General features: G+C 61.2%; 16 protein-coding genes. 14 read left to right on the forward strand and 2 right to left on the reverse strand.

Annotated features, from left to right (window positions below):
- Positions 1–153: 153 nt before the first annotated feature.
- The 4 genes from AWR36_RS06525 to AWR36_RS06540 all read left to right on the forward strand — a co-directional run bounded on the left by AWR36_RS06525 (position 154) and on the right by AWR36_RS06540 (position 7,522).
- Positions 154–681 carry a MarR family winged helix-turn-helix transcriptional regulator gene (locus AWR36_RS06525; protein ID WP_067082834.1) on the forward strand — a complete coding sequence of 176 codons (528 nt, stop codon included), beginning with the start codon at positions 154–156 and terminating at the stop codon, positions 679–681.
- 473 nt (positions 682–1,154) lie between these two features.
- On the forward strand, positions 1,155–2,138 hold the full coding sequence (locus tag AWR36_RS06530) for an FHA domain-containing protein (protein WP_082679446.1): 984 nt from the start codon (positions 1,155–1,157) through the stop codon (positions 2,136–2,138).
- A 98-nt stretch (positions 2,139–2,236) separates the two neighbouring features.
- On the forward strand, positions 2,237–4,843 hold the full coding sequence (locus AWR36_RS06535) for a serine/threonine-protein kinase (protein WP_067082837.1): 2,607 nt from the start codon (positions 2,237–2,239) through the stop codon (positions 4,841–4,843).
- A gap of 126 nt (positions 4,844–4,969) precedes the next feature.
- Positions 4,970–7,522: a serine/threonine-protein kinase gene (locus AWR36_RS06540; RefSeq protein WP_067082840.1), complete on the forward strand. Its 2,553-nt coding sequence runs from the start codon at positions 4,970–4,972 to the stop codon at positions 7,520–7,522.
- On the opposite strand, the gene AWR36_RS06545 is transcribed toward AWR36_RS06540, so the two are convergent.
- Entirely contained in the window at positions 7,523–7,987 is a 465-nt protein-coding gene (locus AWR36_RS06545) for a hypothetical protein (RefSeq protein ID WP_067082843.1), read from the reverse strand.
- Positions 7,988–8,778: 791 nt separating this feature from the next.
- Here AWR36_RS06545 and AWR36_RS06550 point away from each other — a divergent pair.
- The 6 genes from AWR36_RS06550 to AWR36_RS06575 all read left to right on the forward strand — a co-directional run bounded on the left by AWR36_RS06550 (position 8,779) and on the right by AWR36_RS06575 (position 16,961).
- Positions 8,779–10,563 carry a trans-sulfuration enzyme family protein gene (locus AWR36_RS06550; protein WP_067082848.1) on the forward strand — a complete coding sequence of 595 codons (1,785 nt, stop codon included), beginning with the start codon at positions 8,779–8,781 and terminating at the stop codon, positions 10,561–10,563.
- 875 nt (positions 10,564–11,438) lie between these two features.
- Entirely contained in the window at positions 11,439–12,728 is a 1,290-nt protein-coding gene (locus AWR36_RS06555; protein WP_067082852.1) for a S1C family serine protease, read from the forward strand.
- Positions 12,719–13,801, forward strand: a complete 1,083-nt coding sequence (locus AWR36_RS16345) for an FHA domain-containing protein (protein WP_067082857.1) — start codon at positions 12,719–12,721, stop codon at positions 13,799–13,801. Before AWR36_RS06555 ends, AWR36_RS16345 begins: the two co-directional genes overlap by 10 nt.
- Positions 13,798–14,886 carry a histidinol-phosphate transaminase gene (hisC, locus tag AWR36_RS06565; protein WP_067082861.1) on the forward strand — a complete coding sequence of 363 codons (1,089 nt, stop codon included), beginning with the start codon at positions 13,798–13,800 and terminating at the stop codon, positions 14,884–14,886. Before AWR36_RS16345 ends, hisC begins: the two co-directional genes overlap by 4 nt.
- 113 nt (positions 14,887–14,999) lie before the next feature.
- On the forward strand, positions 15,000–15,869 hold the full coding sequence (mepA, locus tag AWR36_RS06570; protein WP_067082863.1) for a penicillin-insensitive murein endopeptidase: 870 nt from the start codon (positions 15,000–15,002) through the stop codon (positions 15,867–15,869).
- Between the two features lie 81 nt (positions 15,870–15,950).
- The gene (locus AWR36_RS06575) at positions 15,951–16,961 is read left to right on the forward strand and encodes a D-alanine--D-alanine ligase (protein ID WP_067082867.1); all 1,011 of its coding nucleotides are present in this window, start codon (positions 15,951–15,953) and stop codon (positions 16,959–16,961) included.
- Between the two features lie 251 nt (positions 16,962–17,212).
- On the opposite strand, the gene AWR36_RS06580 is transcribed toward AWR36_RS06575, so the two are convergent.
- Positions 17,213–17,788: an HNH endonuclease gene (locus AWR36_RS06580; protein WP_067082870.1), complete on the reverse strand. Its 576-nt coding sequence runs from the start codon at positions 17,786–17,788 to the stop codon at positions 17,213–17,215.
- Between the two features lie 1,137 nt (positions 17,789–18,925).
- On the opposite strand from AWR36_RS06580, the gene AWR36_RS06585 reads away from it, so the two are divergent.
- From AWR36_RS06585 to dxs, 4 genes are all read left to right on the forward strand, one after another.
- Positions 18,926–20,431: a PQQ-dependent sugar dehydrogenase gene (locus AWR36_RS06585; protein ID WP_082679447.1), complete on the forward strand. Its 1,506-nt coding sequence runs from the start codon at positions 18,926–18,928 to the stop codon at positions 20,429–20,431.
- Between the two features lie 98 nt (positions 20,432–20,529).
- Positions 20,530–20,790 (forward strand): exodeoxyribonuclease VII small subunit, encoded by a 261-nt coding sequence (gene xseB / locus AWR36_RS06590; RefSeq protein ID WP_067082877.1) that lies wholly within the window; start codon positions 20,530–20,532, stop codon positions 20,788–20,790.
- Between the two features lie 3 nt (positions 20,791–20,793).
- Positions 20,794–21,699 (forward strand): polyprenyl synthetase family protein, encoded by a 906-nt coding sequence (locus tag AWR36_RS06595; protein WP_067082880.1) that lies wholly within the window; start codon positions 20,794–20,796, stop codon positions 21,697–21,699.
- A 164-nt stretch (positions 21,700–21,863) separates the two neighbouring features.
- On the forward strand, positions 21,864–23,783 hold the full coding sequence (gene dxs / locus AWR36_RS06600; RefSeq protein WP_067082883.1) for a 1-deoxy-D-xylulose-5-phosphate synthase: 1,920 nt from the start codon (positions 21,864–21,866) through the stop codon (positions 23,781–23,783).
- Positions 23,784–23,907: the final 124 nt, after the last annotated feature.

Genomic DNA, 23,907 nt, shown 5'->3' on the forward strand with positions numbered 1-23,907 from the left:
AACACCCGCAGTGAGACAGACGCCTCAGCGCCTGCCAGCGGCACTGCGCGCAGAAGGGATTCAGCAGCGCACACAACAATTGACAATCTCCGGGCAGGGCATAAAGTCGCGCACAGGCAACTTTCCCGCCGCGAACTGCAGAGCCTGCTCCTGATGGACAAAATTGAAGAAGTATTGATCACCCTGCGGCGCCTGATCCGCGCCACCGACCTGCACTCCAAACAGCTAGTAAAGACCGCCGGCCTGACCGCGCCGCAGCTGTTGCTGCTGCAGGCGATTCGCGAGAAGGGCCAGGTGACCATCGGCGCCCTGGCCAAGGAGATCAGCCTCAGCCAGGCGACCGTGACCACCATCCTCGACCGCCTGGAGAAACGCGGCCTGGTCTACCGGGAGCGCTCTTCCGAGGACAAGCGCAAGGTGCACGCCTACCTCACCGATAAGGGGATGGAGTTCATCCGCGATGCCCCCACCCCTCTGCAGGAGCACTTCGTGCGACAGTTCCGCGACCTGCGTGACTGGGAACAATCCATGATCATCTCCTCCCTGCAGCGGGTGGCCCTGATGATGGACGCCGAGCATATCGATGCCTCGCCGGTGCTCGATGTGGGCGACCTGGACAGAAAGGACAGCCGCCAGCTGCCGCCGGAGCAACAGGCAAAAACGGGTAGCGGCGATTCCTGACCGTCGTAAAATTCCTTGCCATTCAGTGACATAGCCGAACTTTTATTCGGATAACCACCTCGTTGATGCAAGCTTTCGTCGATTTATTCAAATTGCTTAAGCAATCATTGCATTCCCGCCCGAGTCCGGTATAAAAAGGCCCAACAACACTGGGCGGCCTCCAGTCACGTACTGCAGCCGCCGATCAAGACAGGGCGCGAAAAAACAAAAAATGTCCCGGAACTGCAACTCCCGATAAGAGGAACCAGTCTCCGCAAGAGGCCATGAGCCTCGCTCAAATGGGACCAGCAGCGCCAGCACAAGGCCCGGCCGGAAATAGCCGGCCACTCCAAGACCCTACGGGTTACCCCCGTTGCGCGCAGGCTATAGACCCGCGGCCCTGATCTGCCCAGTGTGAACGGAAATCGCCAACAAAAAGAGTTCCCGGCACCAAGCGGGATCTCAAAAAGAAGGCAGGGCGAGGGGATCACATCATGGCCTGTTTACAGCATCCGGACACGGAGCAGTCCGTCTATCTGCTGGCACACCACACCATCGGCCGCCGCCAGGGCGCGGCGGACACCCGCATTGCGAGCGCGGAAATCTCCGGGATTCATGCTGCCATCCAGTGGACCGGTACCCACTGGAATATCCGCGACCTGAGCCGCAACGGTACCTGGCTCAATGGTCAGCAGCTGGTGCCGGCGCGCAATTACCAGTTACAGCTGGGTGACAAGCTTGCCTTTGGCCGCGCCAATAATCCCGCCTGGCTGGTAGAGAACCTCGATCCGCCTGCAAACCTTCTTGTCGACCTGATTTCCGGGGATGCCCAGGAACTGGAGCAGTATCACCTGCTGCCGGATGAGGACGACCCCATCGCCAGCCTGCACTTCAATCCGGTCTCCGGCCAGTGGCTGTTCGAACTGACCGGTCATGACGGTGCGGGCGAACACGCCGCCCCGGTCAAGCATGGCCAACGGCTCGACTGTGGAGCCCACAGCTGGCAGCTTTTCCTCGCCAATAACGAGGGCGCCACCAGCGAGGTCGCCCTGCAGCAGCTCTCTGTGGCCGATTTCAACCTGCGCTTTGCCGTCAGCCACCATGAAGAACACGTGCAGCTGCGCATCGCCCGCGATGACATCGTCATCGACCTGCCAGCCCGCAGTCACAACTACCTGCTGCTCTATCTGGCCCGGGCGCGTATCCGTGATATGGAAGACGGCGCCGACCCGGACGCCCAGGGCTGGATCCCGATCCAGGTGGCCACCCGCGAGCTGGGGATTACCGTCAATCACCTGAACACCCAGATATTCCGCGCCCGCAAACAGATCGGCGACGCCCTGCCCGACGCCATCGACACCTCCAACCTGGTGGAGCGGCGCTCCTGGGAGATGCGCCTGGGCTGCCGGCAGCTGGAGATTTACAAGGGCTCCAGCCTTGAAGCGAGTACCGCAGCAGAGACAGAACCCACCGCCTGACAGCGGTGATACCCGGCTGTGGGGAGGTCGGAACAGGAAAGAGAAATACTCATGGCCAGGGATGGCAGAGCGCAGCACAAGGGCAACTCAGCCAGACCATGACGTCAGAGCAGCAACCGTTTTACATCGGCCGCTACAAGGTGACTGCCCGCCTGGGTGCAGGCGGCATGGGCGTGGTTTACCTGGCCACCGATGAACGCCTGCACCGGCAGGTCGCCATCAAGTGCCTGCAGGAAAACCCCACCAGCACCAACGCGCCGCAGCGCATCCGCCAGGAAGCGCTGCTGCTGGCGCAGCTCAACCACCCAAATATCGTCCAGATCTATGACGTTGTAGAGAACGGCGACGACCTCGCGCTGGTGATGGAGTATGTGAACGGCTGTACCCTGAACCTGTGGCAGCGCGAACACACACCCAGCCTGCGCCAGATGGTGGCCCTGCTGAAACAGATCTGCCACGGCCTGGCCCGCGCCCATGGTGCCGGCATCATCCACCGGGACCTGAAAGCCGACAACATCCTGGTGGACGAAAACAATACCGCCAAGATCACCGACTTCGGCATCGCCAAGCACTGGCGCGAGCACAGCGACCTGACCCGCGAGCAGCACATCGCCGGCAGCTGGGGCGCCATGTCTCCCGAACAGGCACTGAACAAGCCGCTGGATAACCGTTGCGACCTGTTCGCCCTGGGCGTGCTCGCCTACCGCCTGCTGTGCGGCCAGAACCCGTTTGGCGACCATGAAAGCGCGTTCGTGATCGTCGATCGCATCGTCAACAATCCACATCCACCCGCCAGCAAACTGAACCCGGACCTGCCCGCGGCACTGAGCCAGCTCCTGGACTGCCTGCTGGCCAAGGACCCGGACAAACGGCCACTGCACGCCAGTGCCGTGGCCGAGGAGCTGGGCAACATCCTGCAGCAACTGGCCGGCGATGCCGGCGAGCGCACCGTCAGCCTGACCGCCACCGTCACCGCCGAAGCCTTTCACTCCCGTCGACGGCGCTTCGGCAACCTGCGCCACTGGCTGGCGGGCGGTGGCATTGCCGCCGTCGCCGGTTCTGTCCTGGCCGGCGCCCTGCTGCTGGGGCAATCGAAGCCTGCGCTCTCCGGGCAGTACATCGCCATCGTCGCGCCGGCAGAGAGCCAGCTGCAAACCCGCGAGAGCCGACAGCTTGGCAACAATGTGCTCAGCGCCCTGAAGCAGGACCTCTCCAACCGCGAGGGCCTGCTGCTGGTGCCCTATTCCGAATCCCGGCAGCTCGCCGGCAAGCCATTGCGGGATCAGGCCGAGGCGCTGAACGCCGACCTGCTGCTGCACCCCTCCCTGAATTGCAATATCGAGCAGTGCGAAACGTCACTGGAACTGATCGACGCCGACAGCCTGGCGGTGATCGCCAGCCGCAGCACTTTACTCGCCGTGGACGAGAGCACCGAGAGCCGCGCGCGCATGCTGCAGCAGATGAACAAATTGCTGCCGGCCCACACCCCCCGCTCCCGCACCGTAGCATTTGATCTCAGCGACGCCGATTACCAGCGCTACCTGCGCGTGTTCGAACACCGCGATGACGACGCCCATGTGCCGCAATATCTCGACGAACTGGAGCAACTGCAGCAACACTCGCCCGCCTTCACACCGCTTTACCGCCTGTTCGCCGAGCTGGCCATCGACCAGCGTTACAACAGCCGCGACCCGGCAACTACCCAACGGCTGCAGCGGTTTATTGACCGCGCACCGGCAAAAATCAGCGATCACCCGGATGTTATCAGCGCACGGCTGCGCCTCGCCGTCTACCGCGAGGACCGCGCGCAGGCGGAGCACCTGCTGGAGCGCCTCAAGCTGATCCTGCCAGACCGGGCCAACTACCACTTCCTCAAGGCCGCCTTCCACCAGCACCTGGGGGATTACGACGAGGCACTGGCCAACGCCGATCGCGCACTGACCCTGCGTCGCAGCTACACCCATATGGTGCAGAAAGCCATGGCACTGAGCGCGGGCGGACAGATGGATGCTGCCAAGCCGCTTCTGCAGCAGGCGCTGGCCATGAGCGAAAACAACATCGACGCCCTGTCGCTGCTGGCCGCCAACGAGCTGGACGCCGGCCGCCCGAAGACAACGCTTCGCCTGCTGACGCGCGTGGGGCTTGAAAACCTGGGGCCGATGGATCTCTACAACCTCTGCCTGGCCCATTACATCGAGCGCCAGTTCGAACGGGCGGACCAGTGTTTCGCCAACCAGTCGGAACGATCGCCGGGGGATGCCGAGACCCTGCTCTACCGCGCCGAGATCGCCAACGCGCAACAGAAACCCGAGCGCGCCAGAACATTCGCCGAGCAGGCCCTGGCCACGGTGAAAGGGCGTGACGACTGGGAAGGACTGCTGATGCAGGCCCGCGCCCATGCCGAACTGGGCGATGCCGCACCGGCGATCGAGAAACTGATCCGTATCGGGCGCGATGCCCCGGATGATATCTACGTGAACTTCGCCCGCGCCCAGGTGTACGTCACCACCGGTGACCTGTACTCCGCCAAGGCGCACCTGCGCAAGACCCTGGACCTGGGGCTCTCCCCCATCTGGTTTCAGACCGCGCCGTTTGCGCCGGTGTGCGGGCAGGAAGGGTTCGCCGACCTGCGCCGGGACTACCCGGACCTGTGCAGCGGCACCCGCATCGCCGACAGCCAGGTAGCGGGCACTGGCGGGGGCTGAAATTAAACGGCGCTGTGGCACGCTTGCGCAGAATTAGTCGCCACGGCAGAAAACAGTTAAACTGGCGCCTGCTCTCTCAGGGACGACGGGAGCACCCAAACAGGCTGGCAAGAAGAATAAACCGCCATGGAAATCGCCGAACCCGAACAACAGCAGCTTGGCCGCTACCGCATCGAGCGCACCCTGGGCGCCGGTGGTATGGGTGTGGTTTACCTTGCGCACGACACCAAGCTGCACCGCCCGGTGGCCATCAAGAAACTGCGCGACGACGCCACCAGCGCCACCGCCCGCGCGCGCATCCAGTCCGAGGCGCAGCTGCTCGCACGCCTGAACCACTCCAACATCGTGCAACTGTACGACGTGCTGGAAGAGCGCGACGGCATCGCCCTGGTGATGGAATACGTCGAGGGCACCACCCTCAAGCAGTGGATGCGCGAGGCCAGCCCCAGCCTGCGGGACAAGCTCAGCCTGCTGATCCAGCTCTGCCACGGCCTCACCGAAGCACACTCGCTCGGCATCATCCACCGCGACCTGAAACCGGACAACATCCTCATCACCCGCGGCGGCGCCGACGGCTTTACGGCCAAGATCACCGACTTCGGCATCGCCAAATCCCTGCAGGCGGACGAGAGCATCACCCGCGAGGACCACGTGGCCGGCACCGTCGAGGTTATGTCACCGGAGCAACTGCAGGGCTACCCGCTGTGCCCGCGCAGCGACCTGTTCAGCCTCGGCACCATCGCCTACGAACTGCTGTGCGGCAGCCGCCCGTTCGATAAAGGCGACAGGGGCGAAAACGGCCCCATGGCCCTGGCCCAGCGCGTCGTGCACGACCCGCACACGCCGCCGCAGCAGGCCAACCCGGATCTGCCGGAACCCTTCGCCGCCCTGCTCGACCGATTGTTGAGCAAGAACCCGGAGCAGCGCCCGGAGTCTGCCGAGCAAGTGGCCGAAGCGCTGGGCTTTTTGCGCACCGAGGGCTCCAACACCATCACCGGCGACTACTCCGAAACCGTCACCCGCCTGCTGCGCAAACCGCCCAACAAGCGCAAGCGTCTGCTGGCCACACTGGCCGGCCTAGTCGTACTCGGCAGCGCCGGCTACTGGGGCTGGAAGGAAATTACAAAATTAGAGCCGCAATATATCGCTGTGCTACCGGTACAGATCGAAGGTGAGATCCGGGGAGGCCAGGAACTCAAATCCCTTACGAAAACAATGGTTAAGCAGGCACTAATCGGTTCAACATTGAACTTAAAGACCTCAGCACTTGTTGCTTATGAACCAGAGAAAGCTTCAACCCTCGAAACACAGCTCAGCGCCCTCAGGGATAAAGGGGCTACTGGTGCTATTTCCGCGAAACTTGATTGCGCACAGCAACGCTGTGACATCAACATAGAATTGATAAACCCAGCTAATGAAAAAATAATCAATCAAGCCGGATTCACCATTCTCCCACTTAAGAGACCGGAATCGTCCTATCGAATATCAAGCGCTGCGCGGGAGCTTTTTACCAAGAAATACCGAAAAGAAACGCTCCCCCCTCCCATGCAGAAAGACGATTACGATACCTACCTTGCTATTGCTTCTCGAATAGAGAATAAAAATTCGTTCGCTTCGGATGAAGCCAGCCTTGTAAGGCTACTCAACAAGTACCCAACCCACCCAAACCTCTACAGAGCAGTTGCGTGGCTTGCCATCAATCTATATATCGCGAATAACAACCTGGACTTTATTACTAAAGGCTTGGTAAACCTTGAAAGGGCGAAAGCACACAACGTCGATCAAGCACTGATTCTAGAGCTGGAGTTCCTGCTAAAGAGCCAGCAAGAAAACCCAGAAGGTCTAGACAGAATGATTGCAGACCTTCAGGCTCTAGACTTTCCATCTGCATCCTTACTGACAGAATACGCTCGACTTTTGTACAGAAAGGGAGACCACAAGGAAAGCCTTCAAATTGCGAAAGATGCTTCCGTAATTAACCCTACTCCCGAAAGCCTCTACTTATTGGGTATAAACCAGTACATTCAGGGGGAGTACGAAAAGTCCATAAATACACTAATGAGGTGCATAACACTTAACCCACAGCACTGGAGTTCGCAGTCGCTACTGGCAAGCATTTTTGTTGAGCAAGGTGATTACTTCAAGGGAGAGCAAGTTCTACTTAAAATACCAGCTGAGCAACTGACATGGTATGAGCATACAAATTTTGGCACCATTTATTTTTTCCAGAAAAAGTACAAAAAAGCGCTTCAATCATACAATCAAGCGCTAATCATATCGCCTGACAACGCGACAACCCTCGGAAATATAGCGGACACTTATTTGTCGCTAGGTGACCATGAAGCGGCAAGAGAAACATTTCTGAAGTTGAAAAACGTTACCGCCAGCGCCAGCGACGCAGAAGGGAAAAAGTTCTTTGCGTTATCGTTGGCATATCTCGGAGAAATTGACCCCGCTATCAAGCTCACACATGCTCTAATCCAAGAATATCCAAACAACACAAACATAAAGTACATGGCGGCGCAAATATATGCTCTTGCGGGAGAAAACCGCTCAGCATCTTATTACATCGAGGAGCTGATAAACCAAGGCATGGACAGAGAGTGGTTCTCACTGCCAGTATTTAGCCAAGCCTGTGTAAGCGCGAGCGCAGCCGTAAAGGCTGCGCTATGCCAGTAATTAGACTGGCCTCACGGCCATGGTAGGGTCTGCCGACAATACGACAGCTCCAGTAGCATCTTGAGCGGCCCACTTGAAGGAAAAGCCATTGGCGGACTGCTTATTGGCCTTCAGCTCAATCTCGAGGAACTGCGGACTGCCGTTCATCTTCTTGGCTTTCTTGATCGCGCCCAGACCACCGTTCACTTCGTCATAGGTCTCAATGCCATCGTCATTGCCGCCGATCTTCTGGTGATCCGCAAAGACCTGCTCGGTACCAATTAGCTCAACGACCAGCGTGGCCTTGCCGGAATTGCCCGGATTCGCCTTTGCACCTTCGAAAATGATGTGGATAGTCTCGATGGCTTCACCACTGTTCTTATCCTTGAACTCCCACTGCTGGTCAGCGCCGGTGGGCTTGAGGGTGAAGTTGAAAGTTACATCCTGCTTTTCCGGTACAGTGTAAGCGGTTGCTACGTCTGTCATGTTCCACTCCTGGAAATCTTCTGGTTGTTGTTTCCCTGAATACCGCGCAGGGCAATGATTCTGTTCGTCACCGGCGCCCCCAAGACCCCGGTGGAAATTCGCGCTGGATAGGATAATGCTAACCGCGACCGGAACTCCATCACAAATTCATAAAAAAACCGGCAGTCAGAAGCCTGACTGCCGGCCTTAAATGATGGTCCCAGCCATCGACGGTTACAACAACACTATCAAGAGCGAAATGGAGCCTCCTTGCCCCCGCCAGGCCCTTCCCCATAACGCCGGCAGCTTGGGCTCTGTGGTTGCCGGGCCGGCCTGGCGATCCAGCTTGCGCTGAATCCTTTTTCCTTTACCGAGCTGTGCCACTGGGTGCACAGGATTCCGGTCCTTCGGAAAAGCGTTGAGGAGTGGCATCCTGCCGGGGCACCGCGTAAACCCCCTACGCTGCCCGCTCCTCAACCTCGATGTGTACTTTACGGATGGAGCCATTACAGGTCGATCACACGCCATTACACGCCATTACACGGCACCACTTTCGGCCAGTTCAGCACGAATAAAGTCACAGCACCCAATGCGAAGGCGGGGCGCTGGGGCGGGCATTTCGAAACCGTCGGTGCCAGGGACGGCACCGACGGAGCTACAGGGATGTATTCATGCGTTTTCGAAATGCCCGCCCCGGTGCCCTGCCGCCACCCCGCCCAGAACAAACACCGAACCAACGTTCCCCGCCAGCCAGCTATAACAAAAGGAAGGACATTCACTGCCTGATCCCACGCAGCACGGACAGCGAGGCCATGACCGACCCCATCGACGACGCCAAACGCCTCTCCCCCAGACGCAACAGCTCCCACGCCACCAGCATGGCCGAGCTCGCCTATGAACAGCTGCGCCATTTCGGCATTGCGCCAGAGAGCGAGCACGGCGCCCTGCTGCAGGATGCGGCGCAGCAGCTGTACCGCGCCCAGGGTAGCCTGGCGGAACTGTGCGCCCGCAGCGCCGAACTGCTGAAAGGCCTCGATCGCAACGACCGCATCGCCTATTTCAACGCCAAGCGCTTTATGAGCTTCCAGCTGGCCAAGATGCTGCATGATCTGCAGGGTCCACTGCGGGAGAGCTTCCGTGCGTTACAAGGGGAGGAGGATTTCAACGCGACGACAAGGGGCGGCTATCCGCTGTTCGACAATATCCCCGCGATCTTTGCCGCCACCCCGGTGATCGCCCGCACCGCCACCTATATCTACGCCTGCACCGAATGGATCGACGACGCCTTTCGCGGCCGCGAGCCCAGCCACGATATCTATTCGCGCCTGCTGAACCCCACCTCCATCGCGCTCGCCAACGCCATGGTCACGCTGGAATGCGGACCGTATGCGGGGGAATACCTGGCGTGGAATTTCAATTCCGGCATGGCCGCCATCGACGCGCTGCTGGCCAACCAGCTGTGCCGTGGCGACATCCTGATTGTCTCCCGTCATATCTACGGCGGCGTGCACCAGCTGCTGTGTGACCACTATGCCCGCGCCGACAAGCTGGGAATTATCCTGGTGTGGTTCGATGGCATCACCGGGGAGGACTTCCAGCAGTGCCTGGACGCCGGCCGCCACACCCACCGGGATGCGCTGGCCAATGGCGCGCGGATGCACGTGTATATCGAATCCCCCTGCAACCCCCACGGCACCATGCTGGATGTGCCGGATATCTGCACCATCGCCCACGACCACGAACTGCTGGTGACGTTGGACTCCACCCTTGCCACCCCCTACCTCCACCAGCCCCTGCGGCGCACCGACCGCAACCGGCGGCCGGATTTTGTCGTGCACTCCTACACCAAAGATATCGACGGCGGCGGCACCGCTACTGCGGGCGTGGTGATCGGCCCGGTGCACCGCATGTTTATCCCCAAGGGCGACACCGTGCAGGGGCTCGACTGGAGCCAGTGCCTGTTCTGGGACGTGTATTACATCAAGGGCGCCTTCCTGGATGCGGACAAGGCCTGGCAGGTGCATGAGGGTATGCGCACGCTGGAAATGCGCATGTTGAAGAAGTGCATCAATACGCTGTGCCTGAGCCACTTCCTCGCCAGCCACAGCAAGATCCGCGTCAACAGCCACGCGCTGGAAACCGACACCAACGCGCCGCTGCGGGAAAAACTGCTGCGCTTCAAATTGCCGGTGCCGCTATTCACTATCGACATGGAAGCGGCGCAGATTCCCACCGATGCCTTCAAGCGCTTCTTCGACGCGCTGGAACCGGCCTTCGGCCAGATGGTGAGTCTGGGCCAGACCAACACCATGGTGCTGTGTCCGGCGTTGACCTCGCATTCCGAGCTATCGCCGGAGGACCAGCGCGCGGCGGATATTTACCCCACCACGCTGCGGATTTCTGTCGGCGACGAGGACATGGCACAGCTGGTGGCACACCTGATCAGCTGCGCCAAGCTGCACCTGGACCCGGTGAGCCCGCATTTCAGCAGTGGCTTTATGGGGCCACGGGAGGCGGACGAGATTTTTGCGCGCTTTTACCTGGAAGTACACGAACGGGTAGCGCGGCATTTTCCGCGGGTGGCGGATTATTTGTGAGTGATTACTTGAGGGTGCAGTGCGCTGTTCACTGGATACCGGCCTTCGCCTGTATGACGATATTCGTTGTTTGCCACTTCTGTCGTCACCCCGGCGCAGGCCGGGGTCCAGGTGTCGCGGGGTTGCGACTTTGCACAGGGTCTTGTGCCACATCCGCTGGATACCGGCCTTCGCCGGTATGACGACATAAGTAGTTAATCACTCGCGCGGTAACGGCCATTACTACTCCGTCATCACCCCGGCGAAGGCCGGGGTCCAGGTGCCGCAGCGTCCCGACTTCGCACAGAGCCATGTGCCCCATCCGCCGGTATGACGGCATTCGTTGATTCCCTCTCCCCTCGTCACCCCGGCGCAGGCCGGGGTCCAGGTGTCGCCGCGTTCCGACTTTGCACAGGGCCTTGTGCCACATCCGCTGGATACCGGCCTTCGCCGGTATGACGATATCCGTTGTTTGCCACTTCCGTCGTCACCCCGGCGCAGGCCGGGGTCCAGGTGTCGCGGGGTTCCGACTTTGCACAGGGTCTTGTGCCACATCTGCTGGACACCGGCCTTCGCCGGTATGACGATATCCGTTGTTTACCACTTCCGTCGTCACCCCGGCGCAGGCCGGGGTCCACAAACCCGGTGCGAGGACTGACAGTCACTGTGCTAAATGCCGCCAGTAAGTACTCGCTTTACACAATCGACAGGAAACTCCGCGCACTCTGAACTAACTTATGGGTGCACGCATTACCGCCACCGCACGCAGTGAGTGCGGCCTGGCGGAGCATAGAGCAAAGATAAATTGGACGATGCCCGACACCGGGGCGATGCTTGTTGCGCCTGCCCTTATCCCGTAAGATCAAAGCCTTTCTGCCCATAATTTAAACAAAGCAATGCCGAATCTTCGCGCCCGACTGCTGGCCCTGTTGTTGTGTTGGTTTCCCGGCTTCGCCCTGGCGCAAAGCTACGAACAGCTTTACAGCGACTACCGCGGTGCCCTGTACCAGATCCGCCTGATTGAAAAATCCTCCAACTCCAAAGCCGGGCTCGGCTCCGGTTTCCAGATTTCCCCCGACGGGCTGATCGCCACCAATTACCACGTGGTGGCAGAAGCAGTCAGCGATCCGGAAAAATACCGGCTGCAATTCCGTTCCGTGGACGGCGCTGAGGGTGCGCTGACCCTGCTGGATATCGACGTGATCAACGACCTGGCCATCCTGCGTATGGACAAGCCCGGCAGCCAGCACCTGATTCTCGCGGATAAAACACCACGCAAGGGCGAGACCATTTTTGCCCTGGGCAATCCGCTGGACCTGGGCATGACCCTGATCCCCGGTACTTATAACGGCATCGCCAGCGGCAGCTTTTACGACCGCATCCACTTCGCCGGCTCCATCAACCCGGGCATGAGTGGCGGCCCGGTGATCAACGCCGCCGGTAAAGTCGTGGGTATCAATGTGGCTACTGCGGGCAACCAAGTGAGCTTCCTGGTGCCGGTGGAAAAACTGGCCTCACTGCGCCAGCACCTGGGCATCGAGGGCAAGGCGAAAAACCTGCAAGAGGTGACCCACGAGCAACTGCTGGAGAACCAGCAGGACATCATCGACCAGGTATTGACGGCAGAATGGAAACTGCGCCCGCTGGGCGATGCCGAGGTGGTGGGCGAAATCGTCCCCGCCATCCAGTGCTGGGGCAATACCCAGGAGGGGGACGATAATCCGGTCACCCGTATCGACAAGGGCTGCACTGGCCAGGATGTGGTGTACCTCTCTGAAACCTTCAATACCGGCCGCATCGAGTACGAATTCTTCTGGCTGGAAGCGAAGGACGGCCTGCTACCGACACGCTTCTACAACTATTACGAAGAGCAGATGAGCCGCTTCGCCCCAGGTAATGATGCGGGCGAGGACGATGTGACCGAATTCAAGTGCCGCCAGGCCTTCACCGAGCAACCGCGACCCGCCGGTGAGAACGGTGAGGAGGGCGAGCCCATCGTCGCCCGCACCAGTTATTGCGTGCGCCGTTACAAGGAGTTCCCGGATCTGTACGACGTCTTCTACCTGAGCCTCAGCGTCGACAAGGAAGACCGGGCACTGGTGAGCCATTTCACCCTGTCCGGTTTCACCAAGGAATCTGCCGCCGCATTCTCTGAGAAGTTCACGAGCGAGATCCAATGGCACTGATTATCGAAGAGCTGAACCGCGCCCAGCGAGTGCAGGCCCGCTACCGCATGGACGGCGACCGCTTCACCATCGGCCGCGGCTATGACAACGACGCCATTCTCGAAGACGCGCATGCCGACGCCCACCATGTGGAAATCGTGCGCGGCGAAGACGGCGGTTACCTGCTGCGGGACAGGAACTCCACCAACGGCACCCAGCTGGTGCGCAACCAGCGCGACGCCGATGTACAGGCCGGCGAGGTACAGGAGCGCCGTATCGTGTCCGGCGACGAGATCCAGCTGGGCCGCACCCACCTGCGCCTGGTGGACAGCGAGGCGCCGATGGCAGAGGCCGTGCCCCTGCACTCGCTGGAAAACCTGTTCTCGCGCCTGGCCAGCCCGGCCAAGGCCGTGACCCTGCTCATCCTGGCGGGCCTGACCACCCTGCTGATCGCCTACCTGGGTACGGCGGAGGAAGTCCGCTGGACCGGGGCGATCAATCTGTTCTTTGGCAGCATTATCGGCCTGCTGATCTACGCCGGCGCCTGGGCGCTGATCGGGCGCGTGGTGCACCACGAGTCGCTTTTTTTTACCCAGCTGGCCATTGCCGCCCTGGGGGCGCTGCTCTTTGCCGGCTGGGAATGGTTCAGCACCTTCCTGGATTACAACTTCGCCATGGGCAACCTGGTGGAAATCATCAATGTGGCCATCCTGGCCATACTGCTGCCGGCGATGCTGTGGTCCGCTATTTACCTGGCGACGAATATAACGCCGAAGTGGCGGCTGGCGGCCGCGGTGGCCCTGCCGTGGGGCTTCCTCGGCCTGACGCTGATGGAGCAGATCGGCGATATGGCTCAGTTCGACGGCATCCCGCAGATCAGCACCGAGATCAAGCACAAGGACATGCTGCTGCGCTCGCCGGTGCCACTGGACGAATTCGTCGCCAAGAGCCCGTCACTGTTCGATATCGAGATCGAGCAGGAGGAGACGGGCACCGAGGCCGAGAGCCAAGCCGAACCGGAAGCAAAAGCCGCCAGCGGCGACGACAACACCTATCACCACACTGCCGGCAGTCGAGAGGAGGCAGCGACTTGACCAACCCATTCTGGAGCCCCGCCCTGGCGGACCTGCAGCCGTATGTCCCCGGGGAACAGCCCCGTGGCCGCAAGCTGATCAAACTGAATACCAACGAAAACCCCTATCCACCCTCGCAGCACGCCATGGCAACCCTCGCCGACCCGGCGCTGCCGGAGGCCCTGCGCCGCTACCCGGACCCGGAGTCTGTGGACCTGTGCGCGACCATCGCCACGCACTGTGGCGTACAACCGGAACAGGTGTTTGTGGGCAATGGCTCCGACGAGGTGCTGGCGCACGCGTTTTACAGCTTCTTCCGCCGCGAGGAACCGCTGCTGTTCCCGGACATCACTTACAGCTTTTACCCGGTTTACTGCAATCTGTACGGCATTGAGTACTGCACACCGGCACTGCGCGACGACTTCACCGTAGATGTGGATGACTACGCCGGTCCGGCGGCCGGTGTGATCCTGCCGAACCCCAATGCCCCCACCGGCCGTATTCTGCCGCTGGAGGAAATCGAGCGCCTGCTGCAGCTGCACCCGGCCCGCGTGGTGGCGGTGGACGAAGCCTATATCGACTTCGGTGGCGACAGCGCCGCCACATTGATTGATCGCTACCCCAACCTGCTGGTGATTCGCACCCTGTCCAAATCCCACGCCCTGGCGGGACTGCGCCTGGGTTATGCCCTGGGTCAGGCCCATCTGATCGAGGGGCTGCAGCGCACCAAGAATTCTTTCAACTCCTACCCCATCGACAGCGTCGCCCAGCACCTTGGCGCTGCCGCCATCAGTGATGAGGCATGGCTGCAGGAGAGCAGTGGCAAGGTTATCGATACCCGCACCCGGGTTGCCGAGACGCTGCACGAGCTGGATTTTGAAGTGGTGCCGTCCATGGCCAATTTCGTTCTGGCCCGCCCGCGCGGCATGGGAGCGGAGGCGGTCTATGGCGCACTGCGGGAAAAGGGCATACTGGTACGGTATTTCAACAAGCCCCGTATCAGTGAGTACCTGCGCATTTCCATCGGTACCGATGAAGAAATGGATGCTCTGCTCGGGGCGCTGCGGGAAATCCTGGCGGCGCCGGGCACTTCGCAGAATCGCTGAGGTCTGTTCTTATAATGGAACTGCTGGCGCGTATTGATACGCAGCACCACCCGGCTGTATCGCTGGCATGACTTGTACTGCTTGTACTGAAAAGGAACCTTACCCGCGGGCCTATGCTATTTAGACACCTCACATCGCTGCTGACAGCTCTTCTGCTCGCCCCTGCCGCGCTGCCCACCCAGGCGCAGCAGCAGGAAGGCAACCCCTGGGCAGAAGTGGAGCGCCCCTCCTCCCAGCAATCCGCCAGCATCGGCAGTTATACCAACGGCTGCCTGGCGGGCGCCGAGCAGATGTCAGAACGCGGTGAGGGCTTCCAGCTGGTGCGCACAGGCCGCAACCGCCACTTCGGCCACCCGGACACCATCCGTTTCCTGGAGGAATTTTCCCGCCGGGTCGCCCGCAACGACCTGGGACGCATCCAGATTGGCGATATGTCCATGCCCCGCGGCGGCCCGTTTAATTCCGGCCACCGCAGCCACCAGATGGGGCTGGATATCGATATCTGGTACAGCCAGGACTGGCGCGCGCAGAAGCGCCCACTGACCGAATGGGAGCGGGATAATATCTCTCCCAAGCCGCTGGCGGATGAACAGGAACACCGCCTGGTGGACGAAAACTGGGATCCGCGTATACCCAAAATCCTGCGCATTGCCTCCGAGGACGACCGGGTCGCGCGCATCTTCGTCCACCCCACCATCAAGCGCAAAATGTGCCAGCTGGCCGGCGACGACAACGAGTGGCTGCGCAAGGTGCGCCCCTGGTGGGGGCACAATTATCATTTCCACGTGCGGCTCGCCTGCCCGGAGGGTGACCGCAGCTGCAAACCACAGCGCCCGCCCAGCGGCGATCCCTGCGGACCGGACCTGGACTGGTGGTTTAGCGATGAGTTCTACGCCATGCTGCGCGGCGAAACACCGGCGCCGGAGCGGCCTGAGCCCAAGCCCCTGCCGCGCCAGTGCCAGCAGGTGCTTATCTCCCCCTGATTCCCCGGGGCGGCAAACTCCGACTAAGCTGAATCTCGCCGACAGGCCACAGAAACAAGGCCGACGATAAAAGGGAATTCCATGAGCCAGCTAAATCCGATCCAGACGCTACTGATCTGCGGCGGTGGCAGCAGTGAGCACGACGTGTCACTGCGCACGGCGGACTTTATCGAGCAACAGCTCCAGGGCTTCGACGACATTCACATCACGCGGGTGGAGATGGACGCAAACGGCCGCCTTACCGATACCAGCGGCGGCGTGCACTACCTGAGCCAACAGCGCCAGCTGGTGGCCGAAGACGGCAGCACCCGGGATGTGCACTATGTAATCCCCGCCATTCACGGCTACCCGGGGGAGACCGGCGACCTGCAGAGCCAGCTGGAACTCTTCCGCATCCCCTACTTCGGCTGCGGGCCCGAGGCCAGCAAACTCTGTTTCAACAAGATCACCACCAAGCTGTGGCTGTCGGCACTGGGTATCGACAACACCCCCTACCAGTTTCTGTTCAGCAACAACGGCGAGGAAGCTGCCAAGGCCACCATGGCCCTGCAGGAATGGGGCGCGGTATTTGTGAAGGCCTCCAACCAGGGCTCCTCTGTCGGCTGTTTCAAGGTGACGGATGAGAAAGAGATGGCGGAGGCGCTGGAGCAGGCATTTGCCCTTTCCCCCTATGTACTGGTGGAAAAGTGCCTGAAAGTGCGTGAGCTGGAAGTGGCCGCCTACAGCTACGAGGGCGAACTGGTGATCACCCCGCCCGGCGAGGTTTGTGCGCCGGAGGATACTTTCTACAGCTATGAAGAAAAATACGCCGAAGCCAGCCGCGCCAAAACCTTCGTCGAGGCAGAAGGCCTGAGCGAGGCACAGCTGGGCTGGATTCACGAAGCGTCCAGGCGGGCGTTTATGGGGCTACAGCTCAAGGACCTGTCGCGGATCGACTTCTTTCTCACCGATGAGGGCGATATCTACCTCAACGAGGTGAACACTTTCCCCGGCATGACGCCGATTTCCATGTTCCCGAAAATGCTCGCCAATGCCGGGCACGATTTCAGCCGCTATCTCTCCAACCTGATCCGCGCAGCTGTCGCAGCCTAGTAGACCACTCGCCAGCGATGCGTGTTACCGCCACCACATACTGGACCCCGGCCTGCGCCGGGGTGACGACGGAGCGAGTGAAACGCCACCGCCTACACACCGATCACCAACACACCGATCACGCCCAGCCCTCGTCATACCGGCGCAGGCCGGTATCCAGTGAATCTGGCACCGGGCTGACTGCAAACTGTGGATTAGATCGGCCCCGGCCTGCGCCGGAATGAGGAAGAGTCCAGGTCGCTATCCGGCGTTCAGACCAGCCAGCCCTCCTGACGCACGTTGGCAAACTGGCCGCGCAGGAACTCCATCTGGTCACCGCGGATCCGGTCGCTGTTGATCAGGGCCAGATACTCGGCCGGATTGGGGCAGAACGGCAGGGCCAGCAACTCCATATCGATATCCTGCAGCAGACGGTTGCCCTTGTGCTGGTTACAGCGGCGGCAGGCAGTCACCACGTTCTCCCACACATCCTTACCACCGCGTGAGACCGGCTGTACGTGATCGCGGGTGAGCTCCGCCAGGATGAAATCCTTGCCGCAGTACAGGCAGGTATGGGCATCGCGGAAAAACAGCGCCCGGTTGTTCAGTGGCGGGCGACGGCGCGGGCGCGCCATGCGCTCACCGCCACAGGCGATGATGGCGGCCAGGTCCAGCGTCGAGCGCTCGCCCAGGCGATTGATACCGCCGTGCACACGCTGCACCACACCACCCAGTGACCAGGTCACCAGCTCACGCACATAGAGGCAGGCCGCCTCTTGCCAGTTGAGCCATTCCAGGGGCTGCCCGGCCAGGTTCAGCCGCAGGATTCTCGCTTCTCTCACTTGCATGTCCGCTACTCCCCGGTTTCCCTGCTCCACGTTAACCGTTTCCCTGCCCGGGCTGTGCGGGCCGGTACAAGGGGCGCAAAAAGTGCGCGCCTGAAAAGCAACAGGGCCCCACCGGTTGACCGGCGGGGCCCTGGATAGAATTCGAGGTAGAAAGGGCTGCCACTCGCGTAGACATTGTGCGCGAGAAAAGGACATAACCTATCGGCGCTGACTTACTGAATGCTTCACCCTCCGCCGGTCGCCTGAAAAAAACTGACCGGTACGGTTTGATTAAAGCGGATAATTATTACAGTTTCCAGACCGCCCCTCCCCCGCGTAGCCGGGATATGGCGGCAGATTCATGCTTTTGGAATCCCGGCGTTGTATCCGGGGCTGAATGTAAAAACACCGCCGGGGCAATCCGGCCCGGGCGGTGCGTCTCACAGGATGGTGCCCGGTTCCCTTGGGCAAGTGGCTCAGTCCCTTTGAGCCTGTCGCTCAATTCCCTTGAGCGTGTAGCTCGTTTCCCTCGAGCTTGCGGCGCAATCCCTATTTCCCTTGCCGCTGTACTGCAGTCCCTTTTGCTTCCGTGCTCCTTTATCGTCCCTGACGTTTCGCTTCCATGCTTGCCGGCGTCCTTGCCTTGTTTGCTTCCGTGCTTCCTGGCGTCCCTGCCTTTCCGCGTCCTTGCAATTTCATTATCGGCAACCCGGCAGAAGCTGCCAGAGGAAAAAAGCTGAATTTGATGTGCGAAATATCGCGCAGGCTGCGGATATTGGCTTGGCTATACAAGATAAGCGGGAGGGTAATACGAGAAGAAAAGCGAGGGGTAAAATGTAAAACACCGCCCAGGCAATCCGGCCCGGACGGTGCGTCTCACAGGATGGTGCTCAGTTCCGTTGAGCTGCGGAGCAGTCCCTTTTTCCCTTGCCGCGGTTTTTGCAGTCCCTTAAGCATCCTTGCACCTTCATTATGGACATTAGCGGAAAGATTTGTAGGGGAAATCGGCTGAATTTCTTGTGCGAGATATCTCACAAGGTGGAGACATGTCTCACACGAGCCTGGAGGAAGGACGAGGCGACGCCGCATGTGGTACAAAAGGCCCACGTCGCGAACGGCCTTACTATAGGCGTAATAATTACCGGATCAACCTTCACCGTGAATAAACTGTTGAAATACGCGCTCATTTTTATCGCATTTGTCATCCTGGGCGTAGTATCCCTCGTCGCATTTATCCCGGGGGTCAATGTGCCCTGGCAGCAACTGACGGGTACCGCGGACACCGACGATGAGACGGTGAAGCGCCAGCTGAGCGCAGCAGACGGCTTTGGCGTCACCCTGTTTGCCGATGACGTGCCCAATGCACGCTGGCTGGCAATCACTCGCAATGGCGATGTGCTGGTCTCGCAACCGAAGCGCGGACAGGTCAGCCTGTTGCAGGCGGATGCCGATCAGGATGGCCGCACCGATGGCCAGCGGGTGCTGATCGACGGATTGCGCCGCCCCCATGGCCTGTTCCTGCACGAGGACTGGCTGTACATCGCCGAAAGCGATGCTGTGGGCCGTGTGCCATTCGACCACTCCGACGGCCGGCTCGCCGGGCGCTACCAGCGCATCGTTGAGGGCCTGGACGACAGTGGCAACCACTGGACCAAGACGATCGGCCTGGGCCCGGACGGCCGGGTCTACCTGAGCAGCGGCTCCAGTTGCAACGTATGTGAGGAAGAGAACCCGCGCCGGGCCACCATCATGCGCTTTGATCTCACAGGCGGCGAGCCGGAAATATTCGCCAGCGGCCTGCGCAACAGCGTCGGTTTCGACTGGTCGCCGGTGAGCGGTGAACTCTACGCCACCGACAATGGCCGCGACTGGCTCGGCGACGATTTCCCGCCGGACGAATTGAACCGGGTACAGCAGGGCGCCTTCTACGGCTGGCCCTATGCCAACGGCAACCGGGTGCCAGACCCGGACTTCGGCGCAAACGCTGACGCGGAAATCCAGCAAAAGATCGCGGAGTCAGTGCCGCCGGTGCACGGCTTTCCCGCCCACAATGCCCCGCTGGGCATCCACTTTCTGGAGAGCCCCACCCAGCCGGCACAGTATCGCGACGCGGCTCTGGTCGCCCTGCACGGCAGCTGGAACCGCAGTGAAAAAGATGGCTATAAGGTGGTCTCACTGCACTGGAATGACAGCGGCGACATTAGCCAGCGTGATTTCCTCTGGGGTTTTCTCGGTGACGACCGGGAAACGGTCTATGGCCGACCGGTGGCATTCGCCGAGGATGGCAATGGCAACATTTATGTCTCCGACGATTACGCCGGGGCGGTCTATCGCGTAACCCCGGGCAGAAAGGGCAGCGGCGCCACCGTCGCCGCTAACCGGCCGCCAATTCAGGCACCGCCGAAACCCCAGCCGATCGATAGCGGCGCCGCCCAGCGGGGCGAGGAGCTCTACCAGCGCTTTGACTGTGCCCGCTGCCATGCCGAACAGGCCCCGCTGCGAAACCTGACGAAAAAGTACACCGTGCAGACGCTGGCGGACTACTTCGACAGCCCCACACCGCCCATGCCCAAGTATGATTTCAGCGCGACACAGAAACGGGCGCTGGCCCACTACCTGATCTCCCGCGAGCACGGGATCGACAACATCAACCCACTCAATTGACCACCTGTGCGCCAGCGGCTAAGGTTGCGCGCACGATGAATCCCGGGCATTGAGGTCTCAGTCACCAGCCCGTTGCCAGAGACAAAGGCAGGAACCCAATGGCGGCAAAGAAGAAAGCAGCAACCTTCGAGCAGGCGCTGGAAGAACTGGAACAGCTGGTGGAACGGCTGGAGGCGGGTGACCTGCCCCTCGAGGAAGCCCTTGCCGACTTCGAACGCGGAGTGAAACTCACCCGTGAATGCCAGCAGAAGCTGGCCAGCGCCGAGCAGAAGGTCAAAGTACTGATGGAGCAGAACGGCACCGTGCAGGAAACGCCTTTCGAGAACGGCGACAACGGCGAAACCGGGCAGGATCTCTAACGCGTGACTCTCACCAACCAGGCGTCCCTGCCAGCTTTCCTGAAGGCAGCGACCGAGCGGGTGGAAACCCGCCTCAAGGCAGCCCTGGCGCCCGCGGTGCCCGCCGCCGATACGCTGTTTGCTGCCATGCACTACGGCGCCCTGGGCCCGGGCAAGCGGCTGCGCCCGGCACTGGTGTACGCCTGCGCGGGTATCGTGCAGGGTGAGCATTTCGATCCGGCCCGCTGCGACAGTGCCGCCGCCGCACTGGAGTGCATTCACGCCTACTCCCTGATTCACGACGACCTGCCGGCAATGGACGATGACGACCTGCGCCGCGGACGCGCCACCTGCCATATAGCCTACGACGAGGCCACTGCGATTCTCGCCGGCGATGCACTGCAGACCCTGGCATTCGAGTTACTGCTGCACTCGGAGGCGGAAGCCCACCTCAAGGTGCGGTTGATGGAAGAACTGGCCGCCGGCTCCGGCGCCCGCGGCATGGTATCGGGCCAGGCCATCGACCTGGCGGCGGTAGACCACCAGCTCGACCTCGAGCAGCTGGAGCAAATGCACCGCCTCAAGACCGGCGCCCTGATCTGCGCCAGCGCCCGTATCGGCGCCCTGCTCGGCGGTGCGGACGAAGTGCAACTGGGGGCCGTGAGCCGCTATGCGGACGCCATCGGGCTGGCCTTCCAGGTGCAAGATGACATTCTCGATGTTACGGCTGACACCGCCACCCTCGGCAAGACCCAGGGCGCCGATGCCGCGCGCAACAAGCCGACTTATGTCTCCCTGCTGGGGCTCGATGGTGCCCGGCAGAAGCTGGAGGGACTCTATCAAGAGGCCCTGGACGCGCTGGACGCCGTGCGTGGTGATACAACCCTGCTGAAGCAGCTGGCCGACTATGTTGCCCATCGCAGTCACTAATACCGTTAGTTAACGGCTACTGGGGACAGGCAGCGCCGGTTCCGGCCCCGCCACCTCGCGTCACAGCAGGTGGCGCAGTCCGCCCCGTGGCCCGTTCAGGATGCAATCTCCCCCCTGCGGGCATACAATCCCTTTTCACACTTTTGTTGCAATTGATACGTTCGATGTTCGACGAAATTCCCCGTACTCGACCGCACACGCCGCTGCTCGATGCTATCGACAGCCCGGCCCAGCTGCGCGCCCTCGATGAGCGCCAGCTGCCGGAGCTTGCCAGCCAACTGCGCGAGTACCTGCTTTACTGCGTGGGCCAGACCGGCGGCCACTTCGGTGCCGGCCTCGGCGTGGTGGAGCTGACCATTGCCCTGCACTACATCTACAACACCCCGGACGACCGGCTGGTGTGGGATGTGGGCCACCAGACCTACCCGCACAAGATCCTGACCGGGCGCCGCGAGGAGATGCTGTCGATCCGCCAGCAGGGCGGCCTGTCCGGCTTCCCCAAGCGCAGCGAGAGCCCCTACGACACCTTCGGTGTCGGCCACTCCAGCACGTCCATCAGCGCCGCCCTGGGTATGGCGCTGGGCTCACCGGACGAGCGCAAGGTGGTGGCAGTGATCGGCGATGGCGCCATGACTGCGGGCATGGCCTTTGAAGCACTGAACCACGCCGCCCATACCGGCAAGGACATACTGGTGGTGCTGAACGACAACCGCATGTCGATCTCCAAGAATGTGGGCGGCCTCGCCACCTACTTCGCCAAGATCCTCGCCAGCAAGACCTACCTGTCCATGCGCGAGGGCAGCCGCAAGATTTTGTCCAAGATTCCCAAGGCTTGGCAGCTGGCACGGCGCACGGAAGAGCACGTAAAGGGCATGATCACCCCCGGCACCCTGTTCGAGGAGCTGGGCTTCAATTACGTGGGTCCGGTGGACGGCCACAACATGCACGATATGGTGCACACCCTGCGCAACCTGCGCAGCCAGCGCGGCCCGCAGTTGCTGCATATCGTCACCACCAAGGGCAAGGGCTTCGGCCCCGCCGAGGAAGATCCGGTGGGCTACCACGCACTGAACAAGCTGGAACCGGAGCCCAAGGTACAGGTGGCCGTTTCCAATAGCGGCAAGCGGAAGCTACCCAAATACCAGGACATCTTCGGCCAGTGGCTGTGCGATACGGCCGAGCAGGATGAGCGCCTGGTGGGCATTACCCCCGCCATGTGCGAGGGGTCCGGCATGGTGGAATTTGCCGATCGCTTCCCGGAGCGCTTCCACGATGTGGCAATCGCCGAACAGCATGCGGTGACCCTGGCTGCCGGCCTGGCCTGCGAGGGCCAGAAACCGGTGGTGGCGATTTACTCCACCTTCCTGCAGCGCGGCTACGACCAGATGGTCCACGATGTGGCCATCCAGAACCTGGATGTCACCTTTGCCATCGACCGCGCCGGGCTGGTGGGCGAGGACGGCCCCACCCACGCCGGCAGCTTCGATCTCACTTTCATGCGCTGCCTGCCCAATATGGTCATCGCCGCGCCCAGTGACGAGAACGAGTGCCGCCAGCTGTTGTTCACCGCCTATGCGCACGAGGGGCCGTCCGCGGTGCGCTACCCGCGTGGCACCGGCCCCGGCGTGAAGATTGAGCAGGACATGACGGCACTACCCATCGGCAAGGCCCGCCCGGTGCGCGAGGGCAGCCAGGTGGCGATCCTCAATTTCGGCACTCTGCTGGAACCTGCGCTGGCCGCAGCGGAGAAACTCGGCGCTACCGTGGTGGATATGCGCTGGGTCAAACCCCTCGATGAGACACTGATCGACCAGCTTGCCGCAAGCCACCAGCTACTGGTGACTCTGGAGGAGAACACCATTGCCGGCGGCGCCGGCAGCGCGGTGATGGAATACCTGAACAGCACCGGCACACTGATCCCGCTATTACAGCTCGGCCTGCCGGACAGGATCATCGAGCACGGCAAGCATCCCGACCTGCTCGCCGGTATCGGCCTCGACGCCAAAGGCATCGAGGAAAGTATCCGTCGGCGCCTGCAACAACTCGACGACAAGCATTTTCGCGGACAGGCCGCGGCGCTCTGAGCTCTTGGCTCTCAGGCCGCGGGCTGGCCGCAGCTCTGCCCGAATTACATCAAAAAATATCTTCATAAGATCCGATCGCTTCAGAGAACACTGCGATCGAACTGCGACCAGATTGAAGGGGGGA

The sequence above is a fragment of the Microbulbifer flavimaris genome (assembly GCF_001641755.2).
Classification (GTDB): domain Bacteria; phylum Pseudomonadota; class Gammaproteobacteria; order Pseudomonadales; family Cellvibrionaceae; genus Microbulbifer; species Microbulbifer flavimaris.